Source organism: Alteromonas australica (assembly GCF_000730385.1).
GTDB lineage: Bacteria > Pseudomonadota > Gammaproteobacteria > Enterobacterales > Alteromonadaceae > Alteromonas > Alteromonas australica.
The window spans coordinates 3260287-3287000 of the sequence record NZ_CP008849.1; the positions used below are offsets into that span (position 1 = coordinate 3260287).

The following is a 26714-nucleotide window of genomic DNA, read 5'->3' on the forward strand; positions in this document are numbered from 1 at the left end:
CCCTACACCTCGTGTCTTTGATGTTCACATTGCCAGCAAAAATCGAAGGCAGCGCCGTTTTTTTCCTTACAGTTGCGACAAACCCACTCTTGCTCTTTATCCCCCGGTGACGAAACACTGTGTGCCATTAAAGCGTCCATCACCTGATTTGCTCTTGCCTGCCAGGTATCATCTATCAACCACAGTTCTGGCTGAGTATCTTGCCAAGGCAGTTCTCCCATTGCGCCACTGGCGTACTCATTTTTAATCATGTAAGGAATGGCAAGCGCATCTAATTCGCTTTTTAAAGATTGCATTAAAAACATGTCATCAGAGGAAAAGAGTTTAATCAAAATAGTACCCTGGTGTGGACAGTACCTTCATCATACCTTGTCCAACGCGACACACCTATTCTCATTAATCATCCATGTCGATTGAGACGTTAGATAGGGTGCCTAACGAAGCCCCTGTATTGGCATCAAGTTTAATCATTAGCCGCAGATCGTTCGGTGAATCCGCATGATGCAACGCTTGCTCCACATCAATTTTGCCTTCACGGTAAAGTGAATAGAGCGCCATATCAAAGCTTTGCATTCCCTGCTCTTTCCCTTTTTTCATTGCCTCTTTCAAACTACCGATTTCATTTCGTTGAATAAGATCTGTCACTAGCGGGGAATTCAGTAAAATTTCAATCGCTGCCACTCGTCCTTTCCCGTCGGTAGTAGGGACAAGTTGCTGCGCCACAATTGCACGGATATTCAAACTTAAATCAAACCTCAGTTTATCGTGCTGATCTTTAGGCGCAAGGTGCATAATGCGTTCTATGGCTTGATTGGCATTGTTTGCATGTAGCGTCGCTACGCACAAATGGCCGGTATCAGCAAAGGACATTGCGTATTCCATGGTTTCCATAGACCGAATCTCACCAATAAGAATGACATCGGGTGCTTGGCGCAATGAGCTTTTTAGCGCATCGTCGAAGGACTGTGTATCTATGCCCACTTCCCGTTGTGTGACCACGCAATTTTTGTGTTCGTGAACAAATTCAATGGGGTCTTCAATAGTGAGAATATGCCCGTGAGAGTGCTGATTTCGATGACCAATCAGTGCCGCCAGAGAGGTAGATTTACCTGTGCCTGTCCCGCCCACAAATAAAACCAGTCCACGTTTAGCCATAATGATGTCTTTTAACACTGGCGGCAGCCCCAAATCATCTGCTTGCGGGATGTCAGTGACAATACGACGAATGACCATTCCCGCTTGATCCCGCTGCCAGAACGCAGAACAACGAAATCGGCCTATGCCCTCTCGTACAATGGCAAAGTTGCATTCTTTAGTGGAATGGAACGCCGCTTTCTGGCTGTCATTCATAGCATCTTCAACCAGAGAAAGCGCGGAATGTTCTGTAGTGACCTGTTCACTCAATGGGGTTAACTTACCGTTAATTTTTGCGCTAACTGGAAACCCAGCAGTAATAAATAAGTCTGAAGCCTGTGCGCTAACCATTTTTTGTAGATATGTGTCTAACATGACTGCCCCCTAAAAATTCGCCAAGGCAGATTTGTCCATTAACTTGGCTGCAGCATCCTGCTGAGTAATCACACCCATTGCCACCAAGCGCTGTAAACATTGATCCATGGTTTGCATACCATGGGCTTGACCTGTTTGAATGACTGAGTACATTTGTGGCACCTTATCTTCCCGAATAAGGTTTCTAATCGCGGGGATCCCCACCATTATTTCATGAGCAGCAACCCTGCCCCCGCCCACTTTTTTAAGCAGAGTTTGCGAAATCACCGCACGCAAGGACTCCGATAACATTGAACGTACCATAGACTTTTCTTCTGCAGGAAATACATCAATGATACGGTCGATGGTCTTAGGGGCTGAGTTTGTATGTAAGGTTCCAAATACAAGGTGGCCGGTTTCAGCCGCCGATATTGCTAACCGTATGGTTTCTAAATCACGTAATTCACCTACCAATATTACATCAGGATCTTCACGTAACGCCGAGCGTAATGCATTGTTAAATGAGTGGGTGTCTCTGTGAACTTCTCGCTGATTTATCAGGCTTAACTTGTTTTCATGCACAAACTCAATGGGGTCTTCAATGGTTAAGATATGCTCTCTTTTTTGCGTATTTATATGATCAATCATGGCAGCCAGCGTGGTACTTTTACCCGAGCCTGTGGCGCCAGTTACAAGCACAATGCCTGTAGGTTGATTAATAATAGATTTGAAAATATCAGGGGCACCTAGCTCTTCCAAGGTCAACACTTTGCTTGGAATAGTGCGCAACACCGCGGCCGCACCTCTATTTTGTACAAACGCATTCACTCGAAATCGTGATAATCCTTGCACCTCAAAAGAAAAGTCTGTTTCAAGGTTTTCTTCGTATTCTTTTCTTTGCCTGTCATTCATGATCTCGTACACAAGCCCATGAACTTGCTTATGGTCGAGGGCGGGAACATTAAGCTTTCTCATTTCGCCATCTACCCGAATAATAGGGGGTAAACCTGCTGACAAGTGTAAATCTGAGGCGTTATTCTTAACACTGAAAGCCAAAAGTTCGGTAATATCCACAACCACTCCTTAACACCAAGGTGAACAATGCAAACAATAGCAGAACGACTGGAAACCGCACACGCGGAGATCGCAAGCGCGACTGCCAAATCTCATCGTCCTTCAAATTCGGTAAAATTGCTAGCCGTGAGTAAAACTAAACCAGTATCCGATATCATTGCAGCGTATGAAGCAGGACAACGTTTATTCGGCGAAAACTATGTTCAAGAAGGCGTAGACAAAGTACAAGAACTGTCCCACCTTAGCGATATAGAGTGGCACATGATAGGCCCCATTCAGTCGAATAAAACCAAAATAGTGGCTGAACACTTCCACTGGGTTCAGTCGGTAAGCCGGGAAAAAATAGCCCGTCGATTGAATGACCAGCGCCCAGCACACCTGCCTCCGTTAAACGTGTGTATACAGCTCAATATTGATGACGAACAAAGTAAATCAGGTATTAACAAAGAGGAATTTGGTTATTTAGCGCAACTTATCGAAGGTTTACCCCGCCTTGTATTGCGTGGGATTATGGCCATCCCCAAAGCTAATCCATCGACACAAGAGCAACAAGCAACCCTCAGCGCGTTAAAGGAAATATTTGACCAATACCATACATCATTGAGCAATTTTGATACCCTATCCGTAGGAATGAGCAATGATATGCAAGAAGCCATTTATCACGGCTCGACAATGGTGCGAATAGGGACGGCTATTTTTGGTCAACGGAACAACACTACCTCCTAAGATTTACAGGTAGTTACGCGACATTGAAGGCGTAAATACATCACCGCAAATACTGTTAATACAATCTCGACTCAAAAGGATATACATGCAACAGAAAAAATTGGCATTTATCGGCGCGGGCAATATGAGCCGCAGCATCATTAGTGGGTTAATTCAGTCAGGTTACGACAAATCACGCATTCTTGCGAGTAACCCATCTACGCCTAAATTGGACCAATTGAAGAGCGAATTTGGTATTCAAACTACGCAATCTAATGATGAAGCCTGCCAGTTCGCTGACGCTATTGTTCTTGCAGTTAAACCTCAAATCATGGGCGATATGTGCGCTGATTTACAACACAATAATGACTTGTCAGGTAAACTATTTCTCAGTATTGCAGCAGGGTTACCTGTGGCTAGATTACAAGCAATGCTGGGGGGAGACTATCCTGTTGTTAGGATCATGCCTAACACCCCAAGTTTACTCGGCAAAGGTATGTCGGGCATGTACGCTGATAGCACGGTTTGCGAAGACGACCGCACGTATGTTGACGACGTGATGAATAGCGTCGGCGAAACTGTGTGGGTTGAACAAGAAGAGGGAATTAACGGCGTTATTGCCGCGGCGGGCAGCAGCCCAGCCTACTTCTTCTTGTTTTTACAATGCATGCAAGAAGAAGCGATGGCAATGGGCTTCGACAAAGCACAATCGCGCCTGATGGTACAACAAGCCATGTTAGGGGCAGCGGAAATGGTTTGTCATAATCCTGATTTAGAATTAAGCGAGCTTCGGGCTCAGGTAACATCAAAAGGGGGCACCACAGCTGAGGCAGTGAATACCTTTATTGATGAAGGTTTAAAAGACATAGTTAGTAAATCTATGCGTGCGGCTGTAGCCCGCGCTGAAGAAATGGCAAAACAGCTTTAACGTTTGTAGGAATTAAGCACAATGAGCGCAACGGTTTTTCTGGTTGATACACTATTTTCTCTGTATTTAATGGTGGTTATTCTTCGGTTGTGGCTACAATTAGCCCGCGCCGACTTTTACAACCCAATGAGTCAATTTGTTGTGAAAGCGACACATCCCATAGTGGGGCCGTTACGCAGAATTGTGCCTTCCATTGGCCGCTTAGATACGGCAACACTCGTGCTCGCGATTGTGGTAGCGGCGTTAAAGCTTATTGCACTAGGTGCCATGGCTGGCGCTGGCTTAAACCCAGTAACCATCCTAATTTTAGCGGTTATCACCGTGGTGAAAGAGGCTCTGTCTTTGATGTTTTGGGTGCTATTGTTACGCGCCATATTAAGTTGGGTGTCTCAAGGGCAATCTCCTATTGATTATGTCCTACATCAGCTTACCGAGCCCTTTCTCGCCCCCATACGCAGGGTTATTCCGCCATTGGGTGGCTTAGACCTGTCGGTATTAATTGCCATTATTGCCTTGCAGTTTTTGCAACTTTTATTACAAGACACTTTTCGTCTTTATTAATTGATATTGAACAATAACCCAAAAGAGGTAATAGCCATGACAGCGTTAACCAAGCGCCTTTATCTTCTTGCCACCCTGTTTGCAGCCTTGGTAAGCAGTGATGCGTTGGGAGAACAAAAGCAAAAACTGGGTGACTGGGATGTACATTACATGGTGGTAAGTACGCCATTTTTAACCCCTGAAGTGGCGGCTAATTATGGCATCGTTAGAAGTAAATTTAATGCCCTGGTGAATATCTCTGTGCTGGATGCAAAGACAGGTGAAGCGCAACGGGTTTCTATGACTGGAGACGCAAGGAACCTCATAGGCAATAGCCGAAAACTCTCATTCAAAAAAGTGGAAGAAGGCGATGCGATTTACTACTTGGCCGTCTTGCCTTTTAGGGATCAAGAAACCTATCGGTTTACCATCGATGTTCAAAAAGGAAACGCGGCGCAAACACTAAAATTTCAGCAAAAAATGTACGTAGACGAATAAAAAACATCTCTTTATCTTTACGCTACGCGTAGAGTGGTAAATAATCGTTATAACTGGTCGGGCTAGTTGCTACTTCTTAACACAAGGTGTCACAACAGCCCGCAATGCATAATAACGAGAATGAGTACCGCCATGAATACGCCCTACCCCCACCTTCTAGCCCCTTTAGACCTTGGCTTCACCACCCTAAAAAATCGCACCTTAATGGGGTCTATGCATTTGGGGTTGGAGGAAGAAAAGGGCGGCTTTCAAAAGCTTGCAGCCTTTTATGCGGAACGCGCTAAAGGGGGTGTAGCACTCATCGTAACCGGCGGCATTAGCCCAAACTTATCTGGCTGGGTAGCGCCTTTTGCAGGCCGTATGACCAGTAAGCGACACGCGAAAAAACATAAGGTGATCACAGATGCCGTCCACGCTGAAGGGGGCAAAATATGTATGCAAATTTTGCATTCGGGTCGTTATGGATACCACCCTCTAGCGGTATCCGCATCGGCGGTAAAATCTCCTATCACGCCTTTTAAGCCGCGGGCGTTATCGTCTAATGCGGTAAAACGTACCATTAAAGATTACATAAAATGTGCAAGTTTAGCCCAGCAAGCCGGTTACGACGGCGTAGAGGTTATGGGTTCTGAAGGCTATTTAATCAATCAATTTTTTTGTAAACGCACCAACCACCGCGATGATGAATGGGGCGGTAGTTTAGAAAATCGCGCACGTATGGCCATTGAAATTGTGAAAGGCATTCGCGAAAAGGTGGGTGAAAACTTTATCATTATATACCGCCTCTCTATGTTGGATTTGGTAGAGGGCGGCGCCGAATGGGATGAAGTTGTTTATCTTGCAAAAGCCATAGAAAGTGCCGGTGCAACATTAATCAATACCGGCATTGGCTGGCATGAAGCGAGAGTCCCCACCATCTCGACGTCTGTCCCCCGCGCGGCCTTCACGTGGATAACACAACGGATGAAAAGCGAAGTGACCGTGCCCCTTGTGACCACGAACCGAATAAACACCCCTGAAGTGGCTGAAGCCGTGTTATCGGAGGGGCATGCCGATATGGTGTCTATGGCGCGTCCCTTCCTTGCCGATGCTCATTTCGTGGCAAAAGCCATGCGAAACGAATCTGCTCTTATTAATACCTGTATTGCCTGTAACCAAGCTTGCCTCGACCATGCTTTCGCACAAAAGCGTGCCAGTTGCTTGGTTAACCCTCAGGCCTGTTATGAAACCGAACTTACGTTTCTTCCTGTGGATACAAAAAAGAAAATTGCCGTGGTGGGTGCTGGTCCAGCCGGACTGGCTTTTTCTATGTATGCCGCCGATAGAGGTCACGAGGTTCATTTGTATGATAAGGCCGTCGAAATAGGCGGGCAATTTAACTATGCGAAACAAATTCCCGGTAAAGAGGAATTTTACGAAACCTTACGCTACTTTAAAAACCAGTTAGATAGAGCCGGCGTTAACTTGCACCTCGGGGTAGAAGCTAAGGCTGACACCTTTATAGATGCAGGCTTTGATGATGTGGTGCTAGCCACAGGAATAAAACCAAGACAACTGACCATTGAAGGCCACGACCACCCTAAAGTCATGGGGTATTTAGACGTGCTTCGCGATCATAAACAGGTAGGCGAGCAGGTTGCGGTTATAGGCGCAGGGGGAATAGGCTTCGATGTGGCAGAATTTCTTGTTGAGAATGAAAGCCTAACCACCAATAAAGACGCTTGGTTAAAACACTGGGGGATTGATAAAACTTACTCAAACCCTGGGGCCCTCGCTGAAAAAGACATTACCCCCTCACAGAGAAAGGTCTACCTACTACAACGAAGAACATCTAAGGTAGGTAAAAATTTAGGTAAAACCACCGGATGGATCCACAGGCAATCACTTAAGCACCATAATGTTCAAATGCTGAATGGCGTAGAATATAAACGAGTAGATGATGAAGGTTTACACATAGTGGTTAACGAAGAAGAGAAGTGCTTGCCGGTGGACAACATTATTGTTTGCGCGGGCCAAGAGCCTTTCAAACCCCTTCAGCAGCCGTTAGAAGAAGCAGGACTTCGCGTTCATATTATTGGTGGCGCAGACGTTGCGGCAGAATTAGATGCCAAGCGAGCTATTCGTCAGGGTGCTGAGTTCGCAGCCTCGATATAAGCAGCCGCAAAAGCGGTAGTGCTAAAGCAGCACGCCTTGCGCAACTAAAATTGGTCGAACATAAGGGTATTGCCGTCAGGGTCTTTTACTATGCAATGCCCCGGCCCACTATCGCCTTTTACTGGCACGTCAATGTCTACACCGTGAGCCGCTAATTTCTCTTGCACTGAACGAACATCGCTTGGATTAAAGGTGAGAATGTTCTCTTCAAACATACCTTCGAACAAGCCTATCATGGTCTGCCCGTTCTTCATTATTAGCCATTTTTCTTCTATTGAACCACAGGACGTCATCGCCTCGAAGCCTAACGCTTCATAAAATTCCTTCGATACTTCAATATTTTTAACCGCTAAACTTAATGAAAAAAGTCCTAAATCCACAGTGTTCTCCATGAACGTTGATGTGATGAGTCACCACTTTAAATAACTCACCAACGAAGATCACGGCCACTTATCGCAAAAATTAAGATAAACCGTTTTTGTTACCTTGCCGTTTTTTGCCACGAAAACGGTGAGAAAACAATCCCGTCCAAAAAAGCATCTCTAATACCATCGCGGCCAAAATAAAGACTAATGCGCCAGTAAAGAAACCTCGGGCATAACAATAAATAACGACAAGCGCAAAAACAAACAAAAGAATATATCGCCAATAAGACTTCACTGTCATTTACTCTGATGGCTATAGGAAGGATAAGTAGAAAAGAAGAGCGATGAACAGTCAAAACTATTTAAGTAACAAATCATTTCTCTCCCCTGTAATCTGGCGATGAACAGGGGAAAGAAATATCACTGAAAAGTGAATAGGCCTAGTGTTGCCATTCCTTTTTAAGCACAGTGGCTTCGCCACCTTCCACTTTCACCTCTTTACGAGACTCTTTGCCGTCGCTGTCCACCGCATAGAATTCGTAAACCGTTACCGGCGTACCGTGCTGTTTGCTTTCTATGATACGCTTGGGGGTAAAAGAAGAGTCATGACTTGTCAGTGCTGAAGCGACATTTCCCGGCAATTGCTCCCAAGTTAAGTCACGTTGCACTTCGACAACTTGCCATATGCCATCTGTTTCTAGCATATCAAACTCTATTTCGTCGCCATTCGGTAAGTGGCCTTCTACATCTAAGTAGGTTTTTCCGTGCTTAGATTCTTTTTCAGCTTCCTGCATGGCAAAATTTGGTTCAATGGCCATAATGGCTTGCAATGCACTTGGCGGTAATTCCTCTAAGTTTAACGAGACTTTATTATTTAGCGTGGCACCTATTTTAGGCTTTTCACCGTGGTTGGCTTTTGGCGGCGTACTTTCGCCCACGACCAGCCGCTTGAAGGTAACACTGGCATAATCGCCGTTAGCCTTATCTTCCGCCCAGTTTCCTGTACCTAAACATGCTGGATACCAGAACGCGGGATCGTCTTTGGTGCTACATTGGTTATAGGCTCCCGCTTTAAAATAATTCCAATCCAACGTATACCCATACGGATGATCATGGGGGTCTAATTTCCCGTGGGCATCCACTGCATTCGCCAAATTAATCTTGTATTCAACATCTTCTCGACCTTGGGCTTTAAACGTCAGGTACATAACGTCACCGTGAACGTTGACCACATAGCTTATCTCTTCACCCAACGCGATACCTTGCTCCCCCGGATCAGCAGGGTTTTTCCATAAATTACCCCAAACAGGATAAGCAATGTCTCTTCGATTGGGGTCAGATTTAGGGAGGTTGCGTTCGTAGGTCCAAAACACCGAGCCAGTTTCATGATTAGGCCATTTTTTATAGTAAATTTTCAGTGGCTCGTTACCCCAACCAAACCCTTTTACTTTCTTTTCCCACTTGGTTGCGTGGATTTGTCCAATCACCACAGAAAACGCCGGTGGCTTTTCTGGATATTTAGCACGAAGCGCCACGTGATTTACTTTTAACGTCGCCTCCATTTTTCCGCCCACACGAGCAAACCTATTGGCAATGGGGTTACTTGCCACTGTAAAACTATTTTTGGGCGATTGGGTTTTAATTTTTGTATTTGAACCACGCAACATGTGACGTAATTCACTGCGCGTATTTGTAGAGTTTTTGGTGGTAAGGGCTTTGTTGGGTGAAGTAAACACCATGCCACCCTCATCATCTAAATAGAAAAAGTCAGGATGAGAAAAGCGCTGAATGTCTTTCACCGAGATATTATCAGGTTTACCATCATTGTTTTCATCAGTGGGTAGGGTTATATACCATTCACTTAAATCAAATTTATCCGCGGGTACAGCACTGTTTTTTGCGCTCACCCCAGTTGATGCAAGCATAATGCACGCGAGCACACTGCTTCTCGCCATTAGGCGGTAATTAACACCCATATTAACCTCTATTGTTAGCATGTTTTCTTTTAATCTGCCTCACTGGTCACCCCATCAGGGAATAAACCTAGACATCAAAGCAGACCAAACAAATTGACCAATACATAAAAAATGTAATACCAATTTAACACCATAACATACCAATTACAAAATAGTTTCAAAAATATAACCCACCAAACATCTGTACAGATGCGACGCAATGCAGAGCATCACCTTAACGTAACACGCCCCGCGCAATTTCAGTTATTGTCATCTAATTCATGGCGTTTTCAGTACCTATTACTAACGCGAATAGACTTACTTTCCGCTGCGTTAAGTGTGGTGAAAATTGTCGCGGGTAAGCACAAGCGCTACTGCCCCCACAAACCTAGGAGATAATTATGTTTACAAGCTATCCCATGCTGGATGTCATACTAAAAGGCCTGCTGTTAACGGCGATGGGGATGGTTTGGGTCGTGGTGCTGGTACGTATAAACGGGTTACGTTCATTCTCCAAAATGACTAATTTCGATTTTGTCATGACTGTTGCGGTGGGGTCATTACTAGCAAGTGCCTCTCAAACCAATAACTGGGAGGCATTTTTACAAGCGATGATAGCGATGGCGACATTGTTTTTAGTGCAGTCGGTGACGGCTCGAATGCGCAGACAGTCAGACACAATTGAAGCTGTAATGCAGAACACGCCCGTTATATTAATGCGCAACGGTCAGATTATTGAAAGTGCACTGGCTGAAACTCGGGTGGCACGCAGCGATCTTATGGCCAAGTTACGAGAGGCCAATGTGTTGGACATTCAGCAAGTGAAAGCCGTGGTATTGGAAACAACCGGCGATATTTCAGTACTTCATGGACATCACTGCGCTGATGAAATACTCGAGGGGACAAGAAGTATCCCCTCCTAGCCCCCTAAAGCCAATTGAAAGTCGCCGTTAACGCTAGGCCAAACGACAATACGCCACAAAAAACAGGCAGTCCCAATGATTTGAATTTTCGCCACACCAAAATCGTCACCAGGGTACCTACTACCGTGGCAAACCAGCTAGACGCTGATGGTACCTTAGGGATAAGCGACGTTCCCAGCATTGCAGCTATCATCAATGGTCCAAGCACACTCAACCATGTGGGTAAACGTGCTTCGGTGTTGCTCGCTTTGTGTTTATTAAAGTGGCGTTGAGTCCATAGCAATGGTCCAACTCGTAACGCGTATGTCCCTATAGCGGCAAGGATAATAGCCACCCAAATATCAGTTTGCATGAAAGTGTTTCCTGCCAAAGTTGGACGTAAGAATAAAAAAGGTGAGTGCGCCGCAAAGCGCAGCCATGGGGATAGCCGCATTTTTTATTACCGTGAGCGCCATAAGTAACGCGGCGGTTATCGTTACCAGCAAGGTCAAACTCCAAGTTTTATTCGAAAATTTAGGCGCCAGTAATACAAGGAATAAGGCAGGAAGCGCAAACGGCATGACACTGTCTAGAACGGGCCATTTTTGTGCCAATGAATCTCCAGCAATACCTCCCAGTGCCGTGCCCGCAATCCAGCTTACCCATGCAACCAGGGAAACACCTTTAAACCAATCGACTTTTTCGGCGTCAGCCATTTGCGGCAGTCGTGTATGAGCAATAGCAAATATTTGGTCGGTAAGCCCATGCATAAGCAATGGCCAAGCCTTACTCTGTGTTAAATAGGGCACCAAATTAGGGGCATAAACAACGTGACGCACATTGACCAACATAGTCATACAAACAGCCAACCACAAAGGAGAGCCTGCGGCGACCATTGCCACCAATAAAAATTGTGATGCCCCTGCATAAATGAATACCGATATAAGCGTGGCTTCCAGGGTGGTAAACCCAGCTTGTACGGCGATAACGCCAAAGGATATTGCCACAGGAATGTAGCCCCCCAATAAGGGCAACCCATCTAAAACTCCCTGCTTCCAACCACTTCGCTGAGTGGAACTACTCATGACATTGCCTCTTTGTGGTAAACGATAGAAATAAGGCATGTAGCCCATTGCGTTTGTGTACTATAAATATGGGGTTGGTCAGCGTTAAATGAGAGGGTTTGCCCCGGTGTAAGCCGCGCTGTTTTACCGAGGTTTCCGACCTCGATCGCACCACTGATGACAGTAATACACTCTCGCGTACCCGTAGCATGGGATTCAGCTTCACGCAGCGTATGTGGCGCTATAGACATCCAGTAAGCATCAACATTAGGCTCTCCTTTGCCCTGCTCTATTAGCCTAACTTCAACACCATTTTCACCTACGCTTGCACTTAAAGGCTGAACAAGTTCACCAAAAGGAACATCAAGCTGCTTAGCTAGCCGCCAAATAGTATCGAGGGTGGGGTTACCTACTCCCTGCTCTAAACGAGAAAGGTTAGATTTAGCAATGCCTGCGCCGGCTGCCAACTGAGACAAAGACACGCCTTTATCCTGTCGCAACTTTTGCAAATGCCGGCCTAGGATGTTTAACGTCGATTGATTCACCGTGCCTACCTTCACATTTGTTCCATTTATTGAACGTTCTATATATAGAACAGGTGAAAGTCAAGCGAATACTCTCATCCAATGCTTTTTACAGGCGTTTGTCGTTAGCTATTTTGACGACAGAACAAAGGGAGAAAATGGTTGCCGTGAATGCGAATAGCAAACCTATATACACCATCATATTACTACTCGCACTTTGCACGATGAAATACGTAAGCGCTAACGACGCATTAGAAAAAGACAACAAGAAGGTAAGTGAAAATATAACTGAGTGATGAATACAAAGTGGTAGCGTTGCCAATACCACTTTCTTTTTTTTCAATAATGGGCTGAATATCCCTAAGAGTATGAGGGGCGCCGAGCCATACAGAAACAAGAAGCCCAATGTTTTCAATTCACTGGGTGTTACATGCAATCCCACCTTTGAAATCATCGCTATATTTTTAACGAAAACCCAAGCGACAAACGCCATACAGAGATACAACACGGTTAGGTACCCTTTCATTACGTTTCTGGACAACGCATAGGCATATACCTCTTTTCGTGATGTACGACTAAGGAGAAAGTTAAGGTAAAAACACTGCTTGTCGTGACTATAAATTGCCATATTCTTAACGCTTCCATTACCAGATTCCAGTTGCTAACTAGGTCACTCTTCACGTCACCCAATTCCATTTAAATGGAAATTAAGGATTATCGACACTGTCCTAAGTAACGGAATTTTTTAAGGGTATGAGTCAGACGTCAAAAGCTCAGCTGAACCTTAGTCGTTGGAAGATTGAGAAAAGAGAACGGAATGGGTGGCGAGCAGATGGGCTTATTGGCTTAATCGGCTGCGTTGAAAAAACGTAGGAGGGAAAAAAGGTTTACGTGAGTAAACCTTTTACCAACATCATACAATGCGTTAGCCCTGAAAACTAACTTTCCTGATTTCTTAGAAATACAAGCTCGGTAGAGGTGCTTTGCGCTTCGCTGAACTGGTAGCCATCAAGGTCGAAAGCTTTTAGGCCCTCAACGTCTTCTACACGATTTTCTAAAATATAGCGCGCCATCAACCCTCGGGCTTTCTTGGCAAAGAAGCTAATAATCTTGTACTGACCGTTTTTACAATCTTTAAAGGTTGGCGTGATAATCATGCCATCCAACGATGTCTTTTTCACTGCTTTGAAGTATTCGTTAGACGCAAGGTTAATAAGCACATTGTCGCCTTGGGCTTCCAACGCTTTGTTGAGTGCAAGCGTAATAGTGTCGTTCCAAAAAGCGTATAAGTCTTTACCAGCAGGATTAGCCAACTTAGTTCCCATCTCAAGGCGATATGCTTGCATTAAATCTAGTGGGCGCAATAACCCGTAAAGGCCTGATAAAATACGTAAATGGTTTTGTGCATAGGCTACCGCGTCAGTATCAAGGGAGTAAGCGTCTAACCCGGTGTACACGTCACCGTTAAACGCATACATTGCCTGACGAGCATTTTCAGGGGTAAATGGTGTGGAGAATTCAGCAAAACGGTTGGCGTTTAAGGTGGCTAACTTATCACTGATTTTCATTAACGAAGAGAGATCGGCTGGCGATAAGGTACGACAAACCTTCATTAATCGTTCCGTTTCATCAAGTAACGCCGGTTGCGTATATTCGCGGGTAGGCACTACAGACTCAAAATCTAAATTTTTCGCTGGGGAAACAACAACTAACATCTCGACTCCTTAATTATTTACACAGTTATTATACCATTGCCCATTGAAAAAAGTGCGAAAAGACATAGTAAAGCATGTAATCGTCTTAACAGAGAAATCCGATTAGCCGCGAATTGCGTCGCCTTAGCTATAAATTGTCACACGGGTTTGGTATAACTACACCTAAACGCATAAACGCTTCATCAGTTTATAAGCGGCAACACCCTACATACGCAAACGCGACCGTTTTATTCAACTTGCTCTTCTGGCGAGTTGTCCGAATTTTTAAATATTGATTAGAGAGAATTATGAGCAATCAGTTAGCTTCGTTACGTGACATCACTACCGTTGTTGCCGATACCGGTGATATCGATGCCATCAAAAAGTATCAGCCTGTCGATGCAACAACCAACCCGTCATTATTATTGAAAGCGGCAAGCTTGCCTCAGTACGCTAGCCTAATCGACGATGCAGTGGCATGGGCCAAATTGCAATCTAACGACAGCGAGCAACAACTTACCGACGCGGCAGACAAACTCTCTGTGGCTATCGGGAAAGAAATTTCATCGACGATACCTGGCCGTATTTCGACTGAAGTTGACGCCCGTTTGTCTTTCGACAAAGCCGCAACCATTGAAAAAGCAGAGCGCCTTGTTCAGTTATACGAAGATGCAGGCGTAGATAAGTCTCGAATCCTTATTAAAATGGCGTCTACGTGGGAAGGTATTCAAGCCGCAGAAGAACTTGAGAAGAAAGGTATCCAGTGTAATCTCACCCTATTATTTAGCTTTGCACAAGCTCGCGCCTGCGCAGAGGCGGGGGTTTTCCTCATTTCTCCTTTTGTGGGTCGTATTCTTGACTGGTATAAGAAATCTACCGGTAAAACAGAGTACGCTGCCCATGAAGATCCGGGCGTGGTGTCTGTCACCAGTATTTACAACTACTATAAAGAACACGGTTACAAAACGGTTGTAATGGGCGCAAGCTTTAGAAACATTGGCGAAATTCAGCAATTAGCGGGTTGTGATCGATTAACCATTAGCCCTGCCCTTCTTGAAGAACTGGCGAACGAACCAGGCGAACTTGAAGTAAAACTGGTGGACAAAGGGGCAAGTAAAACCCCTGGCGACCGACTCACCGAGTCTGAATTCCGATGGGCAATGAATGAAGATGCCATGGCCACAGAGAAGCTGTCTGAAGGAATACGCAACTTCGCCGCAGACCAAGTAAAACTAGAAGTACTACTTCGCGAAAAGCTAAGCGCATAGGGAGACATACATTCATGAGTGCACTCACTTCATTGCCAGAATGGACAAAACTATCTGAAATTGCTGCCTCAGTGAAAAACGCGCATATGCGTGATTGGTTCGCAGACGATCCGTCTCGTGCGGATAAAATGCAACTGGAAGCTTGTGGGCTGTTTTTAGATTATTCTAAGAACCGTGTTAATGACGATGCATTAAATGCACTGTTCGACCTTGCTCGCGCCTGTAAACTTGAGACGCTTCGCGATGCCATGTTTTCTGGTGAGCAAATTAATAGTACCGAAGGCCGCGCAGTTTTGCATACCGCGCTTAGGAATTTCTCCGACCGCGAAGTCGTGGTTGATGGTAAAGACGTGATGCCTGAAGTTCGCGCCACCTTAGAGAAAATAGAAGCCTTCACTGCCTCTGTTCATCGTGGCGAACACACAGGTTATACGGGCAAGCCGGTTAAAGACATAGTGGCAATTGGTATCGGTGGCTCTTTCCTAGGGCCTAAAATCATGACAGAAGCCTTAAAGCCCCACACGGTGGATTCGGTTAAGGTTCATTTTGTGGCAAACGTTGATGGCTGCCACATCCACGATGTTCTATCCCGTGTAGATTTCGAAGAAACCTTAGTGGTGATGTCTTCGAAGTCATTCTCGACCCAAGAAACGTTACAAAATACGCTTACTGCGAAAGAATGGTTCTTAAAATCGGGCGGTACGCAACAAGACATCGCTAAACATTTTGTGGCCGTATCTTCAAATGTCAAAGCAGCCACAGAATTCGGTATCGCGGAAGAAAACATCTTCCCCATGTGGGATTGGGTCGGCGGCCGATATTCACTTTGGTCAGCAATAGGCCTTCCTATTTCTCTTGCCTTAGGGTTTGAGAACTTTAAAGGATTGCTTGAGGGTGCATTTGAGATGGACACCCACTTTACACAAGCGCCCCTTGAAGAGAACATGCCTGTTTTACTGGCGCTATTAGGCATTTGGTATCGTAACTTCTTTGATGCGCAATCTCATGTCTTGCTGCCTTATTATCATTACCTACGTGGCCTTCCTGCGTATGTTCAACAGTTGGACATGGAAAGTAACGGTAAAGAAGTAACCCAAGACGGCGAGCAGGTTGATTACCCAACTGGGCCAATCATCTGGGGAAGTGAAGGAACAAATGGCCAGCACAGCTTCCATCAGCTTATTCACCAAGGTTCTGGAGTCATTCCAGCAGACTTTATGTTGCCGCTAAATGTACCGAATCAAGACGATACCCATCATGCCATGCTTGCCTCAAACTGTTTTGGACAAACACAGGCATTAATGCAGGGGAAAAGCTTTGAAGCCTGTTATGCCGACCTTGAGGACAAAGGGCTAGACGACGATGAACGCAGACGTCTAGCGGCGCATAAAACCATGCCTGGTAACAAGCCAAGTAACACATTTTTGTTCGATAGCCTTACGCCTAAAACACTTGGCGCGTTGGTTGCAATGTATGAACATAAGGTATTCGTTCAGGGCGTTATCTGGAACCTTAACTCATTCGACCAATGGGGCGTAGAGTTAGGAAAAGTACTTGGAAACCAGGTGCTTGCAGGCATTCAGGGTGAAGCAGAAAAAGAGAACTTCGACGCATCAACCCAACAATTGATTGCCCGTTTCAGAGCAGCGAATGCACCAAAGTAAGGAAACTAGTGTGAATTAACCATTCACCTTTGGTGCAATAAATAGACTGAATGGCCGGCTTATACCGGCCATTTTTGTTTCTCCCACGAGAATGCATTTTTCTCGTATCGCTTTTCGCTCGGCCCTTGAACGGTGGATACCCTGTCATCATACTGTCACATTTTGTTAATAAAAGGTAAATTTACCTGTTTTATTTTAGATGTGGCTGTGATACAAAAATATACAGAGGGAAATAAAAGCACTCTGTACTGTTGTAGTGGTATTAAAAGGAGATCCCAGTGGATAAGTCAGATCTATTTGCCATGTTAGACATTGAAGCAAGCCCAGCAAAAACAAAAAGCAAGAAACGCAAGTGGAGAGAAATAGAAGCGCTGCAAGATCGCTTTGCACTAGAAAAAGAGCTCGCAGAACTCGATTGTGGGTTCGAATATGAGCTAGAAACACTCGAAAGATAAAAAAAGGCCGCCTGCATGTACAGGCGGCCTTTTTACTTTCTGTCCAACGTATTTATACCTGCCACTGAATGGGTAATGCCCCGTGTTCAGTAAGGTACTGATTCGTTTGGCTAAAGTGTTTACAGCCGAAAAAGCCACGATGTGCTGAAAGTGGTGAAGGATGAGGCGCGTGCAAAACGTGGTGTTTTTCGCGGTCTATCTGTCTACCCTTTTTTTGTGCATGGCTGCCCCACAGCAAAAATACAACCTTTTGTTGCTGTTCGTTTACGGCTGCAATAACTGCATCGGTAAAAACTTCCCAGCCCCATTTAGCGTGGCTGTGCGCCTTGCCTTGCTCTACAGTCAGCACAGTATTCAGCAACAACACCCCCTGCTTTGCCCAGGACGTTAAATTTCCATGCTCTGGCACCGAGAAATGGGTAATGTCACTCTCAAGTTCTTTATAGATATTTTTAAGTGAAGGCGGCGTTTTTACCCCCTCTGGTACAGAAAAGCAAAGCCCGTGAGCTTGTTTGGGGCCGTGATAAGGGTCTTGCCCTAAAATCACCACCTTAACCTGATTTAGAGGGGTAAGTGTGAGCGCATTGAATTCCTGCCCCGCAGGCGGATAGATAGGCTTCCCCGCCCTCCGCTCAGCATTCACCTTATCCATAAGTGCAGAAAAATACGGTTTTTCTTTCTCTGCACTTAAGGCTTCAGCCCAATCCATCATGCTTTAAGCAAATCCATCATATGCTGTTTTAATGCCTCGTAGGAAGACGGTAAATCTATCGCTAAGCTATCTTCTCCGGCGACATCGGCAAGCTCTTGAGGAAGGCTTATGGGCGTACCCAGTACATTTTCCACCGTCTCACGGAACTTAGCCGGGTGCGCCGTTCCTAAGAACAAGCCAATTTCACCTTCTTCTAAATCATGACTCACGGCTCTGTAGGCAATGGCTGCGTGAGGCTCACTGGTATAACCCAGTTGTGATAGTTGACGCATGGCTAACTGCGTATATTCCTCATCGACCATTTCACCTTTTAGGCAAGCTTTATCAATGTAACCTTGCTCTACTAGCGCTTCAATTCGCGGCCAGTTGTTAGGTTGGCTAACATCCATTGCGTTGGACATGGTTGCCACAGTTTGCTTCGGCGCCCACTCGCCCGTTTTAAGGTAACGCGGCACGGTATCATTTAAGTTAGTTGCAGCAATAAAACGCTTAATAGGAAGGCCCATAGCCTTAGCAATCATACCCGCTGTTAAGTTACCAAAGTTTCCACTAGGTACTGATACCACTAGCTGGTCGCGTTTGTCTTTTGGCAACTGCGCCATGGCTTCGAAGTAATAGCACACTTGCGCAAGTAAACGACTAATATTAATAGAGTTGGCAGAATTCAGGTGCAGCCCTTCTCTTACGTCAACATCGTCAAATGCCGTTTTCACCAACGCCTGACAGGCATCAAAGTCAGATTCCACGGCAACAGTATGTATATTTCCACCTAAGGTGGTAAACAACTTTTCTTGCAGGGCACTGATTTTGCCTTTCGGGAATAGAATAACAACATTAATATTATCGATACCATGAAAGGCGTGAGCCACAGCCGCACCGGTATCACCAGAGGTTGCGGTTAATATGGTAATAGGCTTACCTTCGCTTATTCTCGATAGGGTTTGCGCCATAAAGCGGCCACCAAAATCTTTGAATGCCAGCGTAGGACCATGGAACAATTCAAGGGTATACACGTTGTCGGTCACTTGCGCAACGGGAGCGCCAAAGGCAAAAGCTTGAGTCACTATTTCTTCTAACTCGCCGTTGTTGAGTTCATCGCCAATCAGTGCACGTAACACCTTTATGCTTCTCTCAACAAATGGCATTTCCAGAAGGCCATCAATGTCATCAAGAGTAGGGATATTTGTTGGAAAATACAGCCCCTGTTGCTTACCTAAACCGCGCTTTACCGCCTCGGCGAAAGATGCTGTGTCCTGTGAATCTTTTAAGTTTACCAATTCCACGAATTATTACCTTTTTATCAAAGTGCCGGTGCGGTGTCGTTTTCGTTCAGTGGGCTTACCACTGTTCCTGCTTGAGGAATTTGACACACACGGCTGAAACCGTCTTCATTTTGAATATAATTTTCATCTAAATAGCGGGCGATGCGCTGCGCTTGTTGTTCACTACTGCACACGGCAAAAACCGTGGGCCCAGACCCAGATATGCCAAACGCAAGGGCACCTTCTCGCTCACTAAATGCTCTTGCATCGTCAAACCCCGGTAACAGTGATTTACGATAAGGTTCAGCTATCACGTCTTTCATTACCGACGCAGCCAGGTCAAACTCTCCTGCATGCAACGCATGAACAAATACCCCTAGCTGTCGGCCAAAGGTTAACGCGGTGCTCATTTCTACCTGCTTAGGCAAAATATCCCGCGCTGCGGCTGTTGAAACGCTAATACCAGAATAACAAATTGCATAATACCACGTTGGATTAAGGGGCAAAGACAGCGTGACAGGCTCTTGGGCACCCGTCATTAAGGTCATGCCACCTTGATAACAAGGTGCAACATTGTCGTAGTGAATACTGCCGCTAATTTGTCCTTCCAGCTCCCCCATCATGTGCAGAAGCGTGTCTTCATCGAAAGGGCAATCAAAATAACCATTTAGCGCGGCAAAAGCGGCCACTATAGAACTTGCACTCGAGCCCAAGCCACTGCCGATAGGCAAGTTTTTATGTAAGGTTAGCGCCACCGGCGTGGTCGCTTTACCGTGTTTTTCCATCGCTTGGCAAAAGAAGTGGTAACACTTAGTCACAATGTTATTGTCTGCGCCTGCGGGTAGCTTGTGAGCAAATGTGCCAACGGTGGTTAACGAAAATGACTCGGCAGCGGTAATATCCACCACGTCGCCTAATTGGCTGCCATCCACAGGCGCAAGTGCTGCGCCTAACACGTCAAACCCTAAACTGACATTGCCGATAGATGCGGGTGCATATGCACGTAATGCTTTCATTTCATATGCCTCTTTACTAATGCGCCATTTGCTTCCACGGCATGGTGCGTAAAATATCTGCAAACACGCCTGCCGCTGTCACTGTGCCACCCGCTCCATAACCGCGAATGACGTAAGGAATAGGGTTATAGTAATCACTGTTTATCGCCAACGCGTTTTCACCGTCTTTGACTTGTGAAAGTGGGTTACTCGCAGGCACAGCTTGAATGGTCACTTTGCATTTATCGCCTTCAATGCTGCCAATGTAACGCAGTACTTTGCCTTCTGCTTTTGCGCTTTCTACTCGTTCTTTGAAACCGTCGTCTAAGGCTGGAAGCTGCTGCATAAACTCATCAATAGAGCAGTCTTCAGCGAACCCCTCCGGTAACACCGATTCAATTTCAATATCCGAAAGCTCAAGAGATAGGTCTGCTTCTCGCGCCATGATAAGTAGCTTACGGGCAACATCCATGCCGCTCAGATCGTCTCTTGGGTCAGGCTCTGTAAAGCCATTTTCTTTGGCTGTAGCCGTGGCTTCAGACAACGTCATGCCTTCGTCTAGCTTGCCAAATACGTAAGAAAGGCTACCAGAAAGGATCCCTTCAAAACGGTGCAACACATCACCTGCACTAAACAGCTTTTGTAGATTATCGATTACCGGTAGTCCAGCCCCTACAGTGGTTTCATAAAGGTACTGGCGATTAGTCGATAAGGCCGTATTTCTCAGCTTACGGTAATACGCCATAGAGCTGGTGTTCGCCTTTTTGTTCGGTGTGACCACATGAAAACCGTTTTCCATCATAGCCACGTACTGCTCGGCGATGGCTTCATGGCTTGTACAATCAACAATAACGGGGTTAATCAAACTGTTGTCATTGGCAAACTGTTGCAGACGTTCAATAGAGAGGCCCTCGCTCGCGGCGGCAAGTGCAGGCTGCCAATCTTGTGAGAGGTCTATGCCTTGGCTGTTAAGCAGCAATTTACGGCTGTTGGCAATACCGTACACCCGCAACTGAATATTACGCTTTAATAACGCAGGTTGCTGCTTAGAAATTTGGCTTAATAGCTCGGTACCTACATTGCCACACCCTACGAGAAACACGTCAATGGTATGGCGGTCGGAGAAAAAATTCTGATGAATCACCTTCACCGCTTTTTTCGCACGCTTACTTTCAATCACGGTTGAAATTGAACGCTCTGATGACCCCTGCGCGATAGCCACGTTGTTAACCCGCGCTTGAGCAAGGGAGTTAAAAAATTTAGCAGCAAGTCCTTTGGTTTGACGCATACCATCACCCACAAGGGTAACAATCGCGAGATCTTGTCGTATTTCAATGGGATCAAGCAATTGGTTCTGAAGTTCCAACGCAAAGGCATCTTCCAGTAACTGGAGCGCTTTTGGCGCGTCTTTACTTTGAATACAGAAACTGATGGAATACTCAGAAGACGACTGGGTAATTAAGCTGATAGAGATATTGGCATTTGACATCACTTCAAATACACGGCTTGCCATTCCCACCATACCTTTAAGACCTGGGCCTGCTACATTGAACATGGTGACATCATCAAGTTGTGAAATGCCTTTAACCGATGTCCACTTTTCACTTTTTTCATTACTGATAAGCGTACCGGGTGCAGCCGGGTTCAATGTATTGCGGATCAAACAAGGAATATGATGTTGCGCAATGGGGCCAATGGTTTTTGGATGCAGCACTTTCGCACCAAAATAAGATAGCTCCATTGCTTCTTGATAGGTTAGCTTGTCAAGCAGTACTGCGCCTTCTACTTGATTAGGATCGGCGTTATAAACACCGTCAACATCTGTCCAAATCTCACAACAGCTGGCGTCTATACAGGCGGCTAATATTGCAGCTGAGTAGTCTGAGCCGTTTCTGCCTAACGTGACTTTCTCGCCGTCTTCATTGGCCGCGACGAAACCGGGCATAATGAGCAGCTCACTACCATCGTTAGGCACATCAGTAAATCTGGCCTTGCTGAGAGAAACATCGGCGATGCTGTCTAGATAATCGCCCTCAGCCAAAATATAAGATACAGGGTCAATAATGCGATTTTTAATATCCTTGGCAGACAATATTGCACTAAATAACGTGACAGAAATGTACTCACCAATACTTAATATGCCTGCCGACACATTATCGGGTGCAACACCTAACAGCTTAATACCCTCAAGGTGTTGCTTTAACACCCCTAAATGGGTGTCGATAAAGTCGATAACGTTTGCATATTCAAACCCCGTAAGCGTTTCGTTCAAGGCGCTTGCAATACCGGTAACGGTGCTGGTGAGCTTTTCAAAAAGGGGTTGGAAATCCTCACCTGCGGCTGCTTGCTCACACAAAAGCGATAGTGCATTCGTTACCCCTTTAGGGGCAGAGAGTACAACCGCAGCACCGTCGGTTTGGTGGGTGGCCGTGCTAATGTCCGTCACGCGCAAATAGCGCGGTGCGTCGGCAAGTGAAGAACCCCCAAACTTTAAGACTTTCATGTGCTGCTCCTATTATTTACGCCAAAGCTCTCTTTCTTAAACTAGGTTGGCGTGAGTAAAAAAAAGCCCGCTCTCTGTAAGGGCGGGCTTTCGTTGTCTTTTGCTTACTTGCACTAGCCAGCGACCGCCCTATTTAAGGTGGTAATCATAATGCTGGTGGTGCCCATAAGAAGAATCTTTTTCATAACGACAATTTGCCGTATAGACGTCTATCTGTCAACCGCAGTTTTCACCATACTGTATTGCACAAAGTGAAATATTTCCTGAAACTCGTTTCGAATTAAGCGATATTAGCTGACTTATCCGTCTTCGAGGTGTTGCCCCAAGTAATCCACCAGCACGCGAACTTTAGGTGCCATATGACGATTAGAAGGAAAAAGTGCCCATACGGCCTCTTTTTCGTCTCTATGATCTGCCAGCACTTCGATGAGCTTGCGTTTTTCAAGATCGTTGCGCACGTAAAAGCCAGGCAGTTGCACCAATCCCAACCCTTCTAAGGCGGCGTGACGAAGGGCGTTACCACTATTATATTTAATTCTCCCCTGGATTTTATGCACACGAGACTCCCCTTTCCAATGAAATCGCCAATAGGAGTGGGAGCCCACCAAACATGCATGGGCTTTTAAATCGTCCAACACTTTAGGTTCACCATGTTTACGAAGGTAGTCTTCACTCGCGCATACAAACAGCTGGCGTGTGGCTAATTTTTTCGCCACTAAGGAAGAATCTTCGAGGTGGCCAATTCGAATCGCCAAATCCAGCCCTTGCTCAATAATGTCCACGGTGTCGTTAGAAAATTTACACTCAATTGAAATATCCGTGTATTGCTTCAAAAAGCGATTAAGCAGGGGCGCAACGAATGCTTCTCCGAACGCCACTGGCACCGTCATTTTAATCAAACCACTGGGCACGCGTTGTAACTCCGTCACCATTAGCTCAGCGTCCTGGAGCGCAGCAAGTGCAGGAGCACATTGGGCGTAATACACCCTCCCCGCTTCAGTGAGCGACACATTGCGAGTAGAACGATTAAAAAGCTTTACGCCTAATTGCTTTTCTAAACTCGCGACTTTTCTGCTGACTTGCGCCACAGACGTGTCGAGTTTAATCGCCGCAGAAGTAAAACTGTTTAAATCAGCCACCGTGGTGAATTCTATTATTCCTTCCCAAACCATGCTGAATCTCTTTTTTATGCTCATCGTCTTTGCTTTTGACACTGCTGAATAGGCTAACTTAAGCGGCGACGATATTAAGGTTAAGGGTCATACCCGTATACTAGCCTATTATTTCAAATATGTAATAATGAATTACCTGTATTGTATTTATCAAATAGACCTCTACTTCTATACTTAAGCCCTAAGATTTATCTCCCCCTTCCCTCATTGGGAAGGCAACGATACAAGACGAATGTAGGAGTACGTAATGTCACTAGCACTCAAAGATGGTCAAACACATATTAAATCGAAAGCCGCAGTCGCATGGGGTCCAGGCGAACCATTAAAAATGGAAGAGCTGGATGTAGAGCTGCCTAAGAAAGGTGAAGTATTAGTTAGAATCATTGCCACTGGTGTGTGTCATACCGATGCATTCACTTTATCTGGCGAAGATCCTGAAGGGGTATTTCCTGCTGTACTCGGCCACGAAGGTGGCGGCATTGTAGAAATGGTTGGCGAAGGAGTTACTTCGGTTGAAGTCGGCGACCATGTCATTCCGTTATACACTGCGGAGTGTGGGGAATGTAAGTTTTGTACGTCGGGCAAAACCAATTTATGCCAAGCAGTACGTGAAACGCAAGGCAAAGGCCTCATGCCAGATGGCACCAGCCGCTTCTCAAAAGACGGTGAACCCATCTATCACTACATGGGCTGCTCTACGTTTTCCGAGTACACCGTATTGCCTGAGATTTCGTTGGCAAAAGTGAACAAATCTGCCCCACTTGAAGAAGTATGCTTGCTAGGTTGTGGTGTCACTACCGGTATGGGCGCAGTGCTAAACACAGCGAAAGTGCAAGAAGGTGACACGGTGGCTATTTTCGGCCTTGGCGGCATCGGCTTGTCAGCCATCATAGGTGCAAGAATGGCGGGCGCGTCGCGAATCATTGGTATTGATATTAATGAAAGCAAGTTTGAACTGGCCTCTCAATTAGGTGCGACAGATTTAGTTAACCCCAAAAACTATGACAAGCCTATTCAAGAAGTGATTGTTGAAATGACAGAGGGCGGTGTTGACTACTCTTTTGAGTGTATTGGCAACGTTAACGTTATGCGTTCTGCACTAGAGTGCTGCCACAAAGGATGGGGCGAATCTGTCATCATTGGCGTCGCTGGCGCTGGGCAAGAGATTTCTACCCGTCCATTTCAACTTGTCACGGGTCGTGTATGGCGTGGCTCTGCATTTGGCGGAGTAAAAGGACGCTCTGAACTACCTGGCATTGTTGAACGTTATCTAGACGGTGAGTTCGGATTACAAGAGTTCATCACACATACCATGGGCTTAGCTGAAATCAATGATGCCTTTGATTTAATGCACAAAGGTGAAAGCATTCGTTCAGTGGTACATATGAATAAATAGCCTTCACTTGGTCTTTCTAAAAGGGAGCATACTTTCACGGTACGCTCCCTTTTTCGTATAAAACACGCCCTTCACCACAGACTTTTAATTGAAACGCAGAGGCTTTTTGAACACGGAATGGCTGAGTATCAATTTCATGGCTTTTCATTTAAGCTTAAATTTCGAGCAAACAGAAGAAAGCTGCATCATGAAGAACGTCACAAGCCGTGTTGTCAATTTAACGCCCCTCCTTATCCTTTTTTTATGCAGTTTAGCCTTAACAAAAGCGAGTTCCGCTGCTTCGTACGTTAATGTTTTCGTAAACTTGCCTGCTTACTCGGCGCAAGACACAAGCAGCCCAGCCATGGATAATACTCCCACCACACTAGATTCACTCACTAACTTCCAAACAAACTCGAATACAATGCTAAGTTCGGGTCTACCATCACCTGCTCATTTACTGTTATTAAAGCAGGAAGGCGTGGTGCGGGTTATCGACCTTATTCCTGGAAACAGAAGTGAAGAAATCAGCATCGTTAATGAACTGGGGATGCAGTATCACAATATCCCCGTCGCCTGGACAAACCCACAAGTGAGTGACTTTTTAAACTACTCCGCGTATATGTCACTGCATCGCCCTGAGGAAGGTAAAGTACTCACCCACTGCAAGCTCAATTGGCGAGGTGCCGTCTTCACTTATTTGTATCGCATCACAGTATTATCGGAAGATGAAAAAACAGCGAAACAAGACCTACTTGCCATTTGGCAACCCAATTCAACGTGGTTTGCGTTTATGAATAAGGTTATCGAGCATCATAGCGCGGCCAATCAAACACGCATTGTCACCACGGTAGAACCCAATTTAGACGCCCAGAACCAATAGCCGCTCCTTTTTCATGGTCCATGATTAAACTCTTGCCATGTTCCTTGTTGACACATACGAATTTTCATATATGATTTAACACATATGAAATACTAGATATGTAACTTGTTCGTCAAAATACAGGTGCATAATCGTCTTTTGCATGTCGATAGGTGTAGCCATGAATACTGAAACCAACTGCAGTGCCCTTTCTCCGCTTTCATTTTTTAAATGTTTGTCAGAGGACACACGGTTAAAAACGCTACTTTTGCTTAGTGAGCACACGTCACTGTGTGTGTGCGATCTCACCACAGCACTGGACATAAGCCAGCCAAAAATATCGCGCCACCTCGCCGATCTCAGAAAATGTGGCCTTGTCCTCGACGAAAGGAAAGGCAAGTGGGTTTACTACCGTTTACACCCAGACCTTCCTGGCTGGGCGTCTGACGTAATCCACAATACGGCTAAACACAATGTTGAGTTCGTTGCTCAGGCACGAGCGAATTTGAAAACCGGAAACTGTTAAGCATTTACTTATCATCCATCGCTAATTCT

Annotated in this window: 27 protein-coding genes and 1 pseudogene; 12 read left to right on the forward strand and 16 right to left on the reverse strand. The window is 45.6% G+C overall.

What is annotated here, in order from left to right; all coding sequences use genetic code 11:
- Nucleotides 1–2 precede the first annotated feature (2 nt).
- From EP13_RS14315 to EP13_RS14325, 3 genes are all read right to left on the reverse strand, one after another.
- Nucleotides 3–332 (reverse strand): putative signal transducing protein, encoded by a 330-nt coding sequence (locus EP13_RS14315; protein ID WP_044057880.1) that lies wholly within the window; start codon nucleotides 330–332, stop codon nucleotides 3–5.
- 64 nt (nucleotides 333–396) lie between these two features.
- Nucleotides 397–1509 (reverse strand): PilT/PilU family type 4a pilus ATPase, encoded by a 1113-nt coding sequence (locus EP13_RS14320; RefSeq protein ID WP_044057881.1) that lies wholly within the window; start codon nucleotides 1507–1509, stop codon nucleotides 397–399.
- Nucleotides 1510–1518: 9 nt separating this feature from the next.
- Nucleotides 1519–2562: a type IV pilus twitching motility protein PilT gene (locus EP13_RS14325; protein WP_044057882.1), complete on the reverse strand. Its 1044-nt coding sequence runs from the start codon at nucleotides 2560–2562 to the stop codon at nucleotides 1519–1521.
- A gap of 27 nt (nucleotides 2563–2589) precedes the next feature.
- Between EP13_RS14325 and EP13_RS14330 the strand changes: the two genes are divergently transcribed.
- The 5 genes from EP13_RS14330 (at nucleotide 2590) to EP13_RS14350 (ending at nucleotide 7387) form a co-directional block, all read left to right on the forward strand.
- Complete coding sequence (locus tag EP13_RS14330) at nucleotides 2590–3288, forward strand: YggS family pyridoxal phosphate-dependent enzyme (protein WP_044057883.1); 699 nt, start codon at nucleotides 2590–2592, stop codon at nucleotides 3286–3288.
- 85 nt (nucleotides 3289–3373) lie between these two features.
- On the forward strand, nucleotides 3374–4195 hold the full coding sequence (gene proC, locus EP13_RS14335; protein WP_044057884.1) for a pyrroline-5-carboxylate reductase: 822 nt from the start codon (nucleotides 3374–3376) through the stop codon (nucleotides 4193–4195).
- Nucleotides 4196–4216: 21 nt separating this feature from the next.
- Nucleotides 4217–4756: a YggT family protein gene (locus EP13_RS14340; RefSeq protein ID WP_044057885.1), complete on the forward strand. Its 540-nt coding sequence runs from the start codon at nucleotides 4217–4219 to the stop codon at nucleotides 4754–4756.
- A gap of 36 nt (nucleotides 4757–4792) precedes the next feature.
- Nucleotides 4793–5233 carry a DUF4426 domain-containing protein gene (locus EP13_RS14345; RefSeq protein WP_044057886.1) on the forward strand — a complete coding sequence of 147 codons (441 nt, stop codon included), beginning with the start codon at nucleotides 4793–4795 and terminating at the stop codon, nucleotides 5231–5233.
- A gap of 132 nt (nucleotides 5234–5365) precedes the next feature.
- A complete protein-coding gene (locus tag EP13_RS14350; RefSeq protein ID WP_231497873.1) occupies nucleotides 5366–7387 on the forward strand; it encodes an NADPH-dependent 2,4-dienoyl-CoA reductase in 2022 nt (673 codons plus the stop codon).
- A 44-nt stretch (nucleotides 7388–7431) separates the two neighbouring features.
- Here EP13_RS14350 and EP13_RS14355 read toward each other — a convergent pair whose 3' ends face one another.
- From EP13_RS14355 to EP13_RS14365, 3 genes and pseudogenes are all read right to left on the reverse strand, one after another.
- A complete protein-coding gene (locus tag EP13_RS14355) occupies nucleotides 7432–7767 on the reverse strand; it encodes a VOC family protein (protein WP_044057888.1) in 336 nt (111 codons plus the stop codon).
- Between the two features lie 82 nt (nucleotides 7768–7849).
- Nucleotides 7850–8053: a hypothetical protein gene (locus EP13_RS14360; protein ID WP_044057889.1), complete on the reverse strand. Its 204-nt coding sequence runs from the start codon at nucleotides 8051–8053 to the stop codon at nucleotides 7850–7852.
- Between the two features lie 616 nt (nucleotides 8054–8669).
- Nucleotides 8670–9728 (reverse strand): annotated as a pseudogene (locus EP13_RS14365) (polysaccharide lyase family 7 protein); the annotation flags it as partial.
- Between the two features lie 380 nt (nucleotides 9729–10108).
- Here EP13_RS14365 and EP13_RS14370 point away from each other — a divergent pair.
- Nucleotides 10109–10630 carry a DUF421 domain-containing protein gene (locus EP13_RS14370; protein ID WP_044057891.1) on the forward strand — a complete coding sequence of 174 codons (522 nt, stop codon included), beginning with the start codon at nucleotides 10109–10111 and terminating at the stop codon, nucleotides 10628–10630.
- 4 nt (nucleotides 10631–10634) lie between these two features.
- Here EP13_RS14370 and EP13_RS14375 read toward each other — a convergent pair whose 3' ends face one another.
- From EP13_RS14375 to yaaA, 5 genes are all read right to left on the reverse strand, one after another.
- Nucleotides 10635–10982, reverse strand: a complete 348-nt coding sequence (locus EP13_RS14375; protein WP_044057892.1) for an AzlD domain-containing protein — start codon at nucleotides 10980–10982, stop codon at nucleotides 10635–10637.
- Nucleotides 10972–11694, reverse strand: a complete 723-nt coding sequence (locus tag EP13_RS14380; protein ID WP_044057893.1) for an AzlC family ABC transporter permease — start codon at nucleotides 11692–11694, stop codon at nucleotides 10972–10974. The genes EP13_RS14375 and EP13_RS14380 overlap by 11 nt, the downstream gene beginning before the upstream one ends.
- Nucleotides 11691–12233: a helix-turn-helix domain-containing protein gene (locus EP13_RS14385; RefSeq protein ID WP_231497874.1), complete on the reverse strand. Its 543-nt coding sequence runs from the start codon at nucleotides 12231–12233 to the stop codon at nucleotides 11691–11693. Before EP13_RS14385 ends, EP13_RS14380 begins: the two co-directional genes overlap by 4 nt.
- A 73-nt stretch (nucleotides 12234–12306) precedes the next feature.
- Nucleotides 12307–12825: a hypothetical protein gene (locus EP13_RS14390; protein WP_044057894.1), complete on the reverse strand. Its 519-nt coding sequence runs from the start codon at nucleotides 12823–12825 to the stop codon at nucleotides 12307–12309.
- A gap of 310 nt (nucleotides 12826–13135) precedes the next feature.
- Nucleotides 13136–13912 carry a peroxide stress protein YaaA gene (gene yaaA / locus EP13_RS14395; protein ID WP_044057895.1) on the reverse strand — a complete coding sequence of 259 codons (777 nt, stop codon included), beginning with the start codon at nucleotides 13910–13912 and terminating at the stop codon, nucleotides 13136–13138.
- Between the two features lie 287 nt (nucleotides 13913–14199).
- Between yaaA and tal the strand changes: the two genes are divergently transcribed.
- The 3 genes from tal (at nucleotide 14200) to EP13_RS19130 (ending at nucleotide 17278) form a co-directional block, all read left to right on the forward strand.
- The gene (gene tal / locus EP13_RS14400) at nucleotides 14200–15159 is read left to right on the forward strand and encodes a transaldolase (protein WP_044057896.1); all 960 of its coding nucleotides are present in this window, start codon (nucleotides 14200–14202) and stop codon (nucleotides 15157–15159) included.
- Between the two features lie 14 nt (nucleotides 15160–15173).
- Complete coding sequence (gene pgi / locus EP13_RS14405; protein ID WP_044057897.1) at nucleotides 15174–16823, forward strand: glucose-6-phosphate isomerase; 1650 nt, start codon at nucleotides 15174–15176, stop codon at nucleotides 16821–16823.
- Nucleotides 16824–17101: 278 nt separating this feature from the next.
- Nucleotides 17102–17278, forward strand: coding sequence for a DUF3545 family protein (locus EP13_RS19130; protein WP_081869513.1), 177 nt, complete (start codon nucleotides 17102–17104; stop codon nucleotides 17276–17278).
- Nucleotides 17279–17330: 52 nt separating this feature from the next.
- Here the strand turns inward: EP13_RS19130 and ung are convergent, their stop codons facing one another.
- From ung to EP13_RS14430, 5 genes are all read right to left on the reverse strand, one after another.
- Nucleotides 17331–17990 carry a uracil-DNA glycosylase gene (ung, locus tag EP13_RS14410; RefSeq protein WP_044057898.1) on the reverse strand — a complete coding sequence of 220 codons (660 nt, stop codon included), beginning with the start codon at nucleotides 17988–17990 and terminating at the stop codon, nucleotides 17331–17333.
- On the reverse strand, nucleotides 17987–19273 hold the full coding sequence (gene thrC, locus EP13_RS14415) for a threonine synthase (protein WP_044057899.1): 1287 nt from the start codon (nucleotides 19271–19273) through the stop codon (nucleotides 17987–17989). The genes ung and thrC overlap by 4 nt, the downstream gene beginning before the upstream one ends.
- A 17-nt stretch (nucleotides 19274–19290) precedes the next feature.
- A complete protein-coding gene (thrB, locus tag EP13_RS14420) occupies nucleotides 19291–20268 on the reverse strand; it encodes a homoserine kinase (protein WP_044057900.1) in 978 nt (325 codons plus the stop codon).
- A 16-nt stretch (nucleotides 20269–20284) separates the two neighbouring features.
- On the reverse strand, nucleotides 20285–22750 hold the full coding sequence (gene thrA, locus EP13_RS14425) for a bifunctional aspartate kinase/homoserine dehydrogenase I (protein WP_044057901.1): 2466 nt from the start codon (nucleotides 22748–22750) through the stop codon (nucleotides 20285–20287).
- Between the two features lie 299 nt (nucleotides 22751–23049).
- Nucleotides 23050–23922 carry a LysR family transcriptional regulator gene (locus EP13_RS14430; protein ID WP_044057902.1) on the reverse strand — a complete coding sequence of 291 codons (873 nt, stop codon included), beginning with the start codon at nucleotides 23920–23922 and terminating at the stop codon, nucleotides 23050–23052.
- 247 nt (nucleotides 23923–24169) lie between these two features.
- Between EP13_RS14430 and EP13_RS14435 the strand changes: the two genes are divergently transcribed.
- The 3 genes from EP13_RS14435 to EP13_RS14445 all read left to right on the forward strand — a co-directional run bounded on the left by EP13_RS14435 (nucleotide 24170) and on the right by EP13_RS14445 (nucleotide 26685).
- Nucleotides 24170–25318 (forward strand): S-(hydroxymethyl)glutathione dehydrogenase/class III alcohol dehydrogenase, encoded by a 1149-nt coding sequence (locus EP13_RS14435; protein ID WP_044057903.1) that lies wholly within the window; start codon nucleotides 24170–24172, stop codon nucleotides 25316–25318.
- Nucleotides 25319–25661: 343 nt separating this feature from the next.
- Nucleotides 25662–26180 (forward strand): protein tyrosine phosphatase family protein, encoded by a 519-nt coding sequence (locus tag EP13_RS14440; RefSeq protein ID WP_197035935.1) that lies wholly within the window; start codon nucleotides 25662–25664, stop codon nucleotides 26178–26180.
- Nucleotides 26181–26340: 160 nt separating this feature from the next.
- On the forward strand, nucleotides 26341–26685 hold the full coding sequence (locus tag EP13_RS14445) for a metalloregulator ArsR/SmtB family transcription factor (protein WP_044057904.1): 345 nt from the start codon (nucleotides 26341–26343) through the stop codon (nucleotides 26683–26685).
- Nucleotides 26686–26714: the final 29 nt, after the last annotated feature.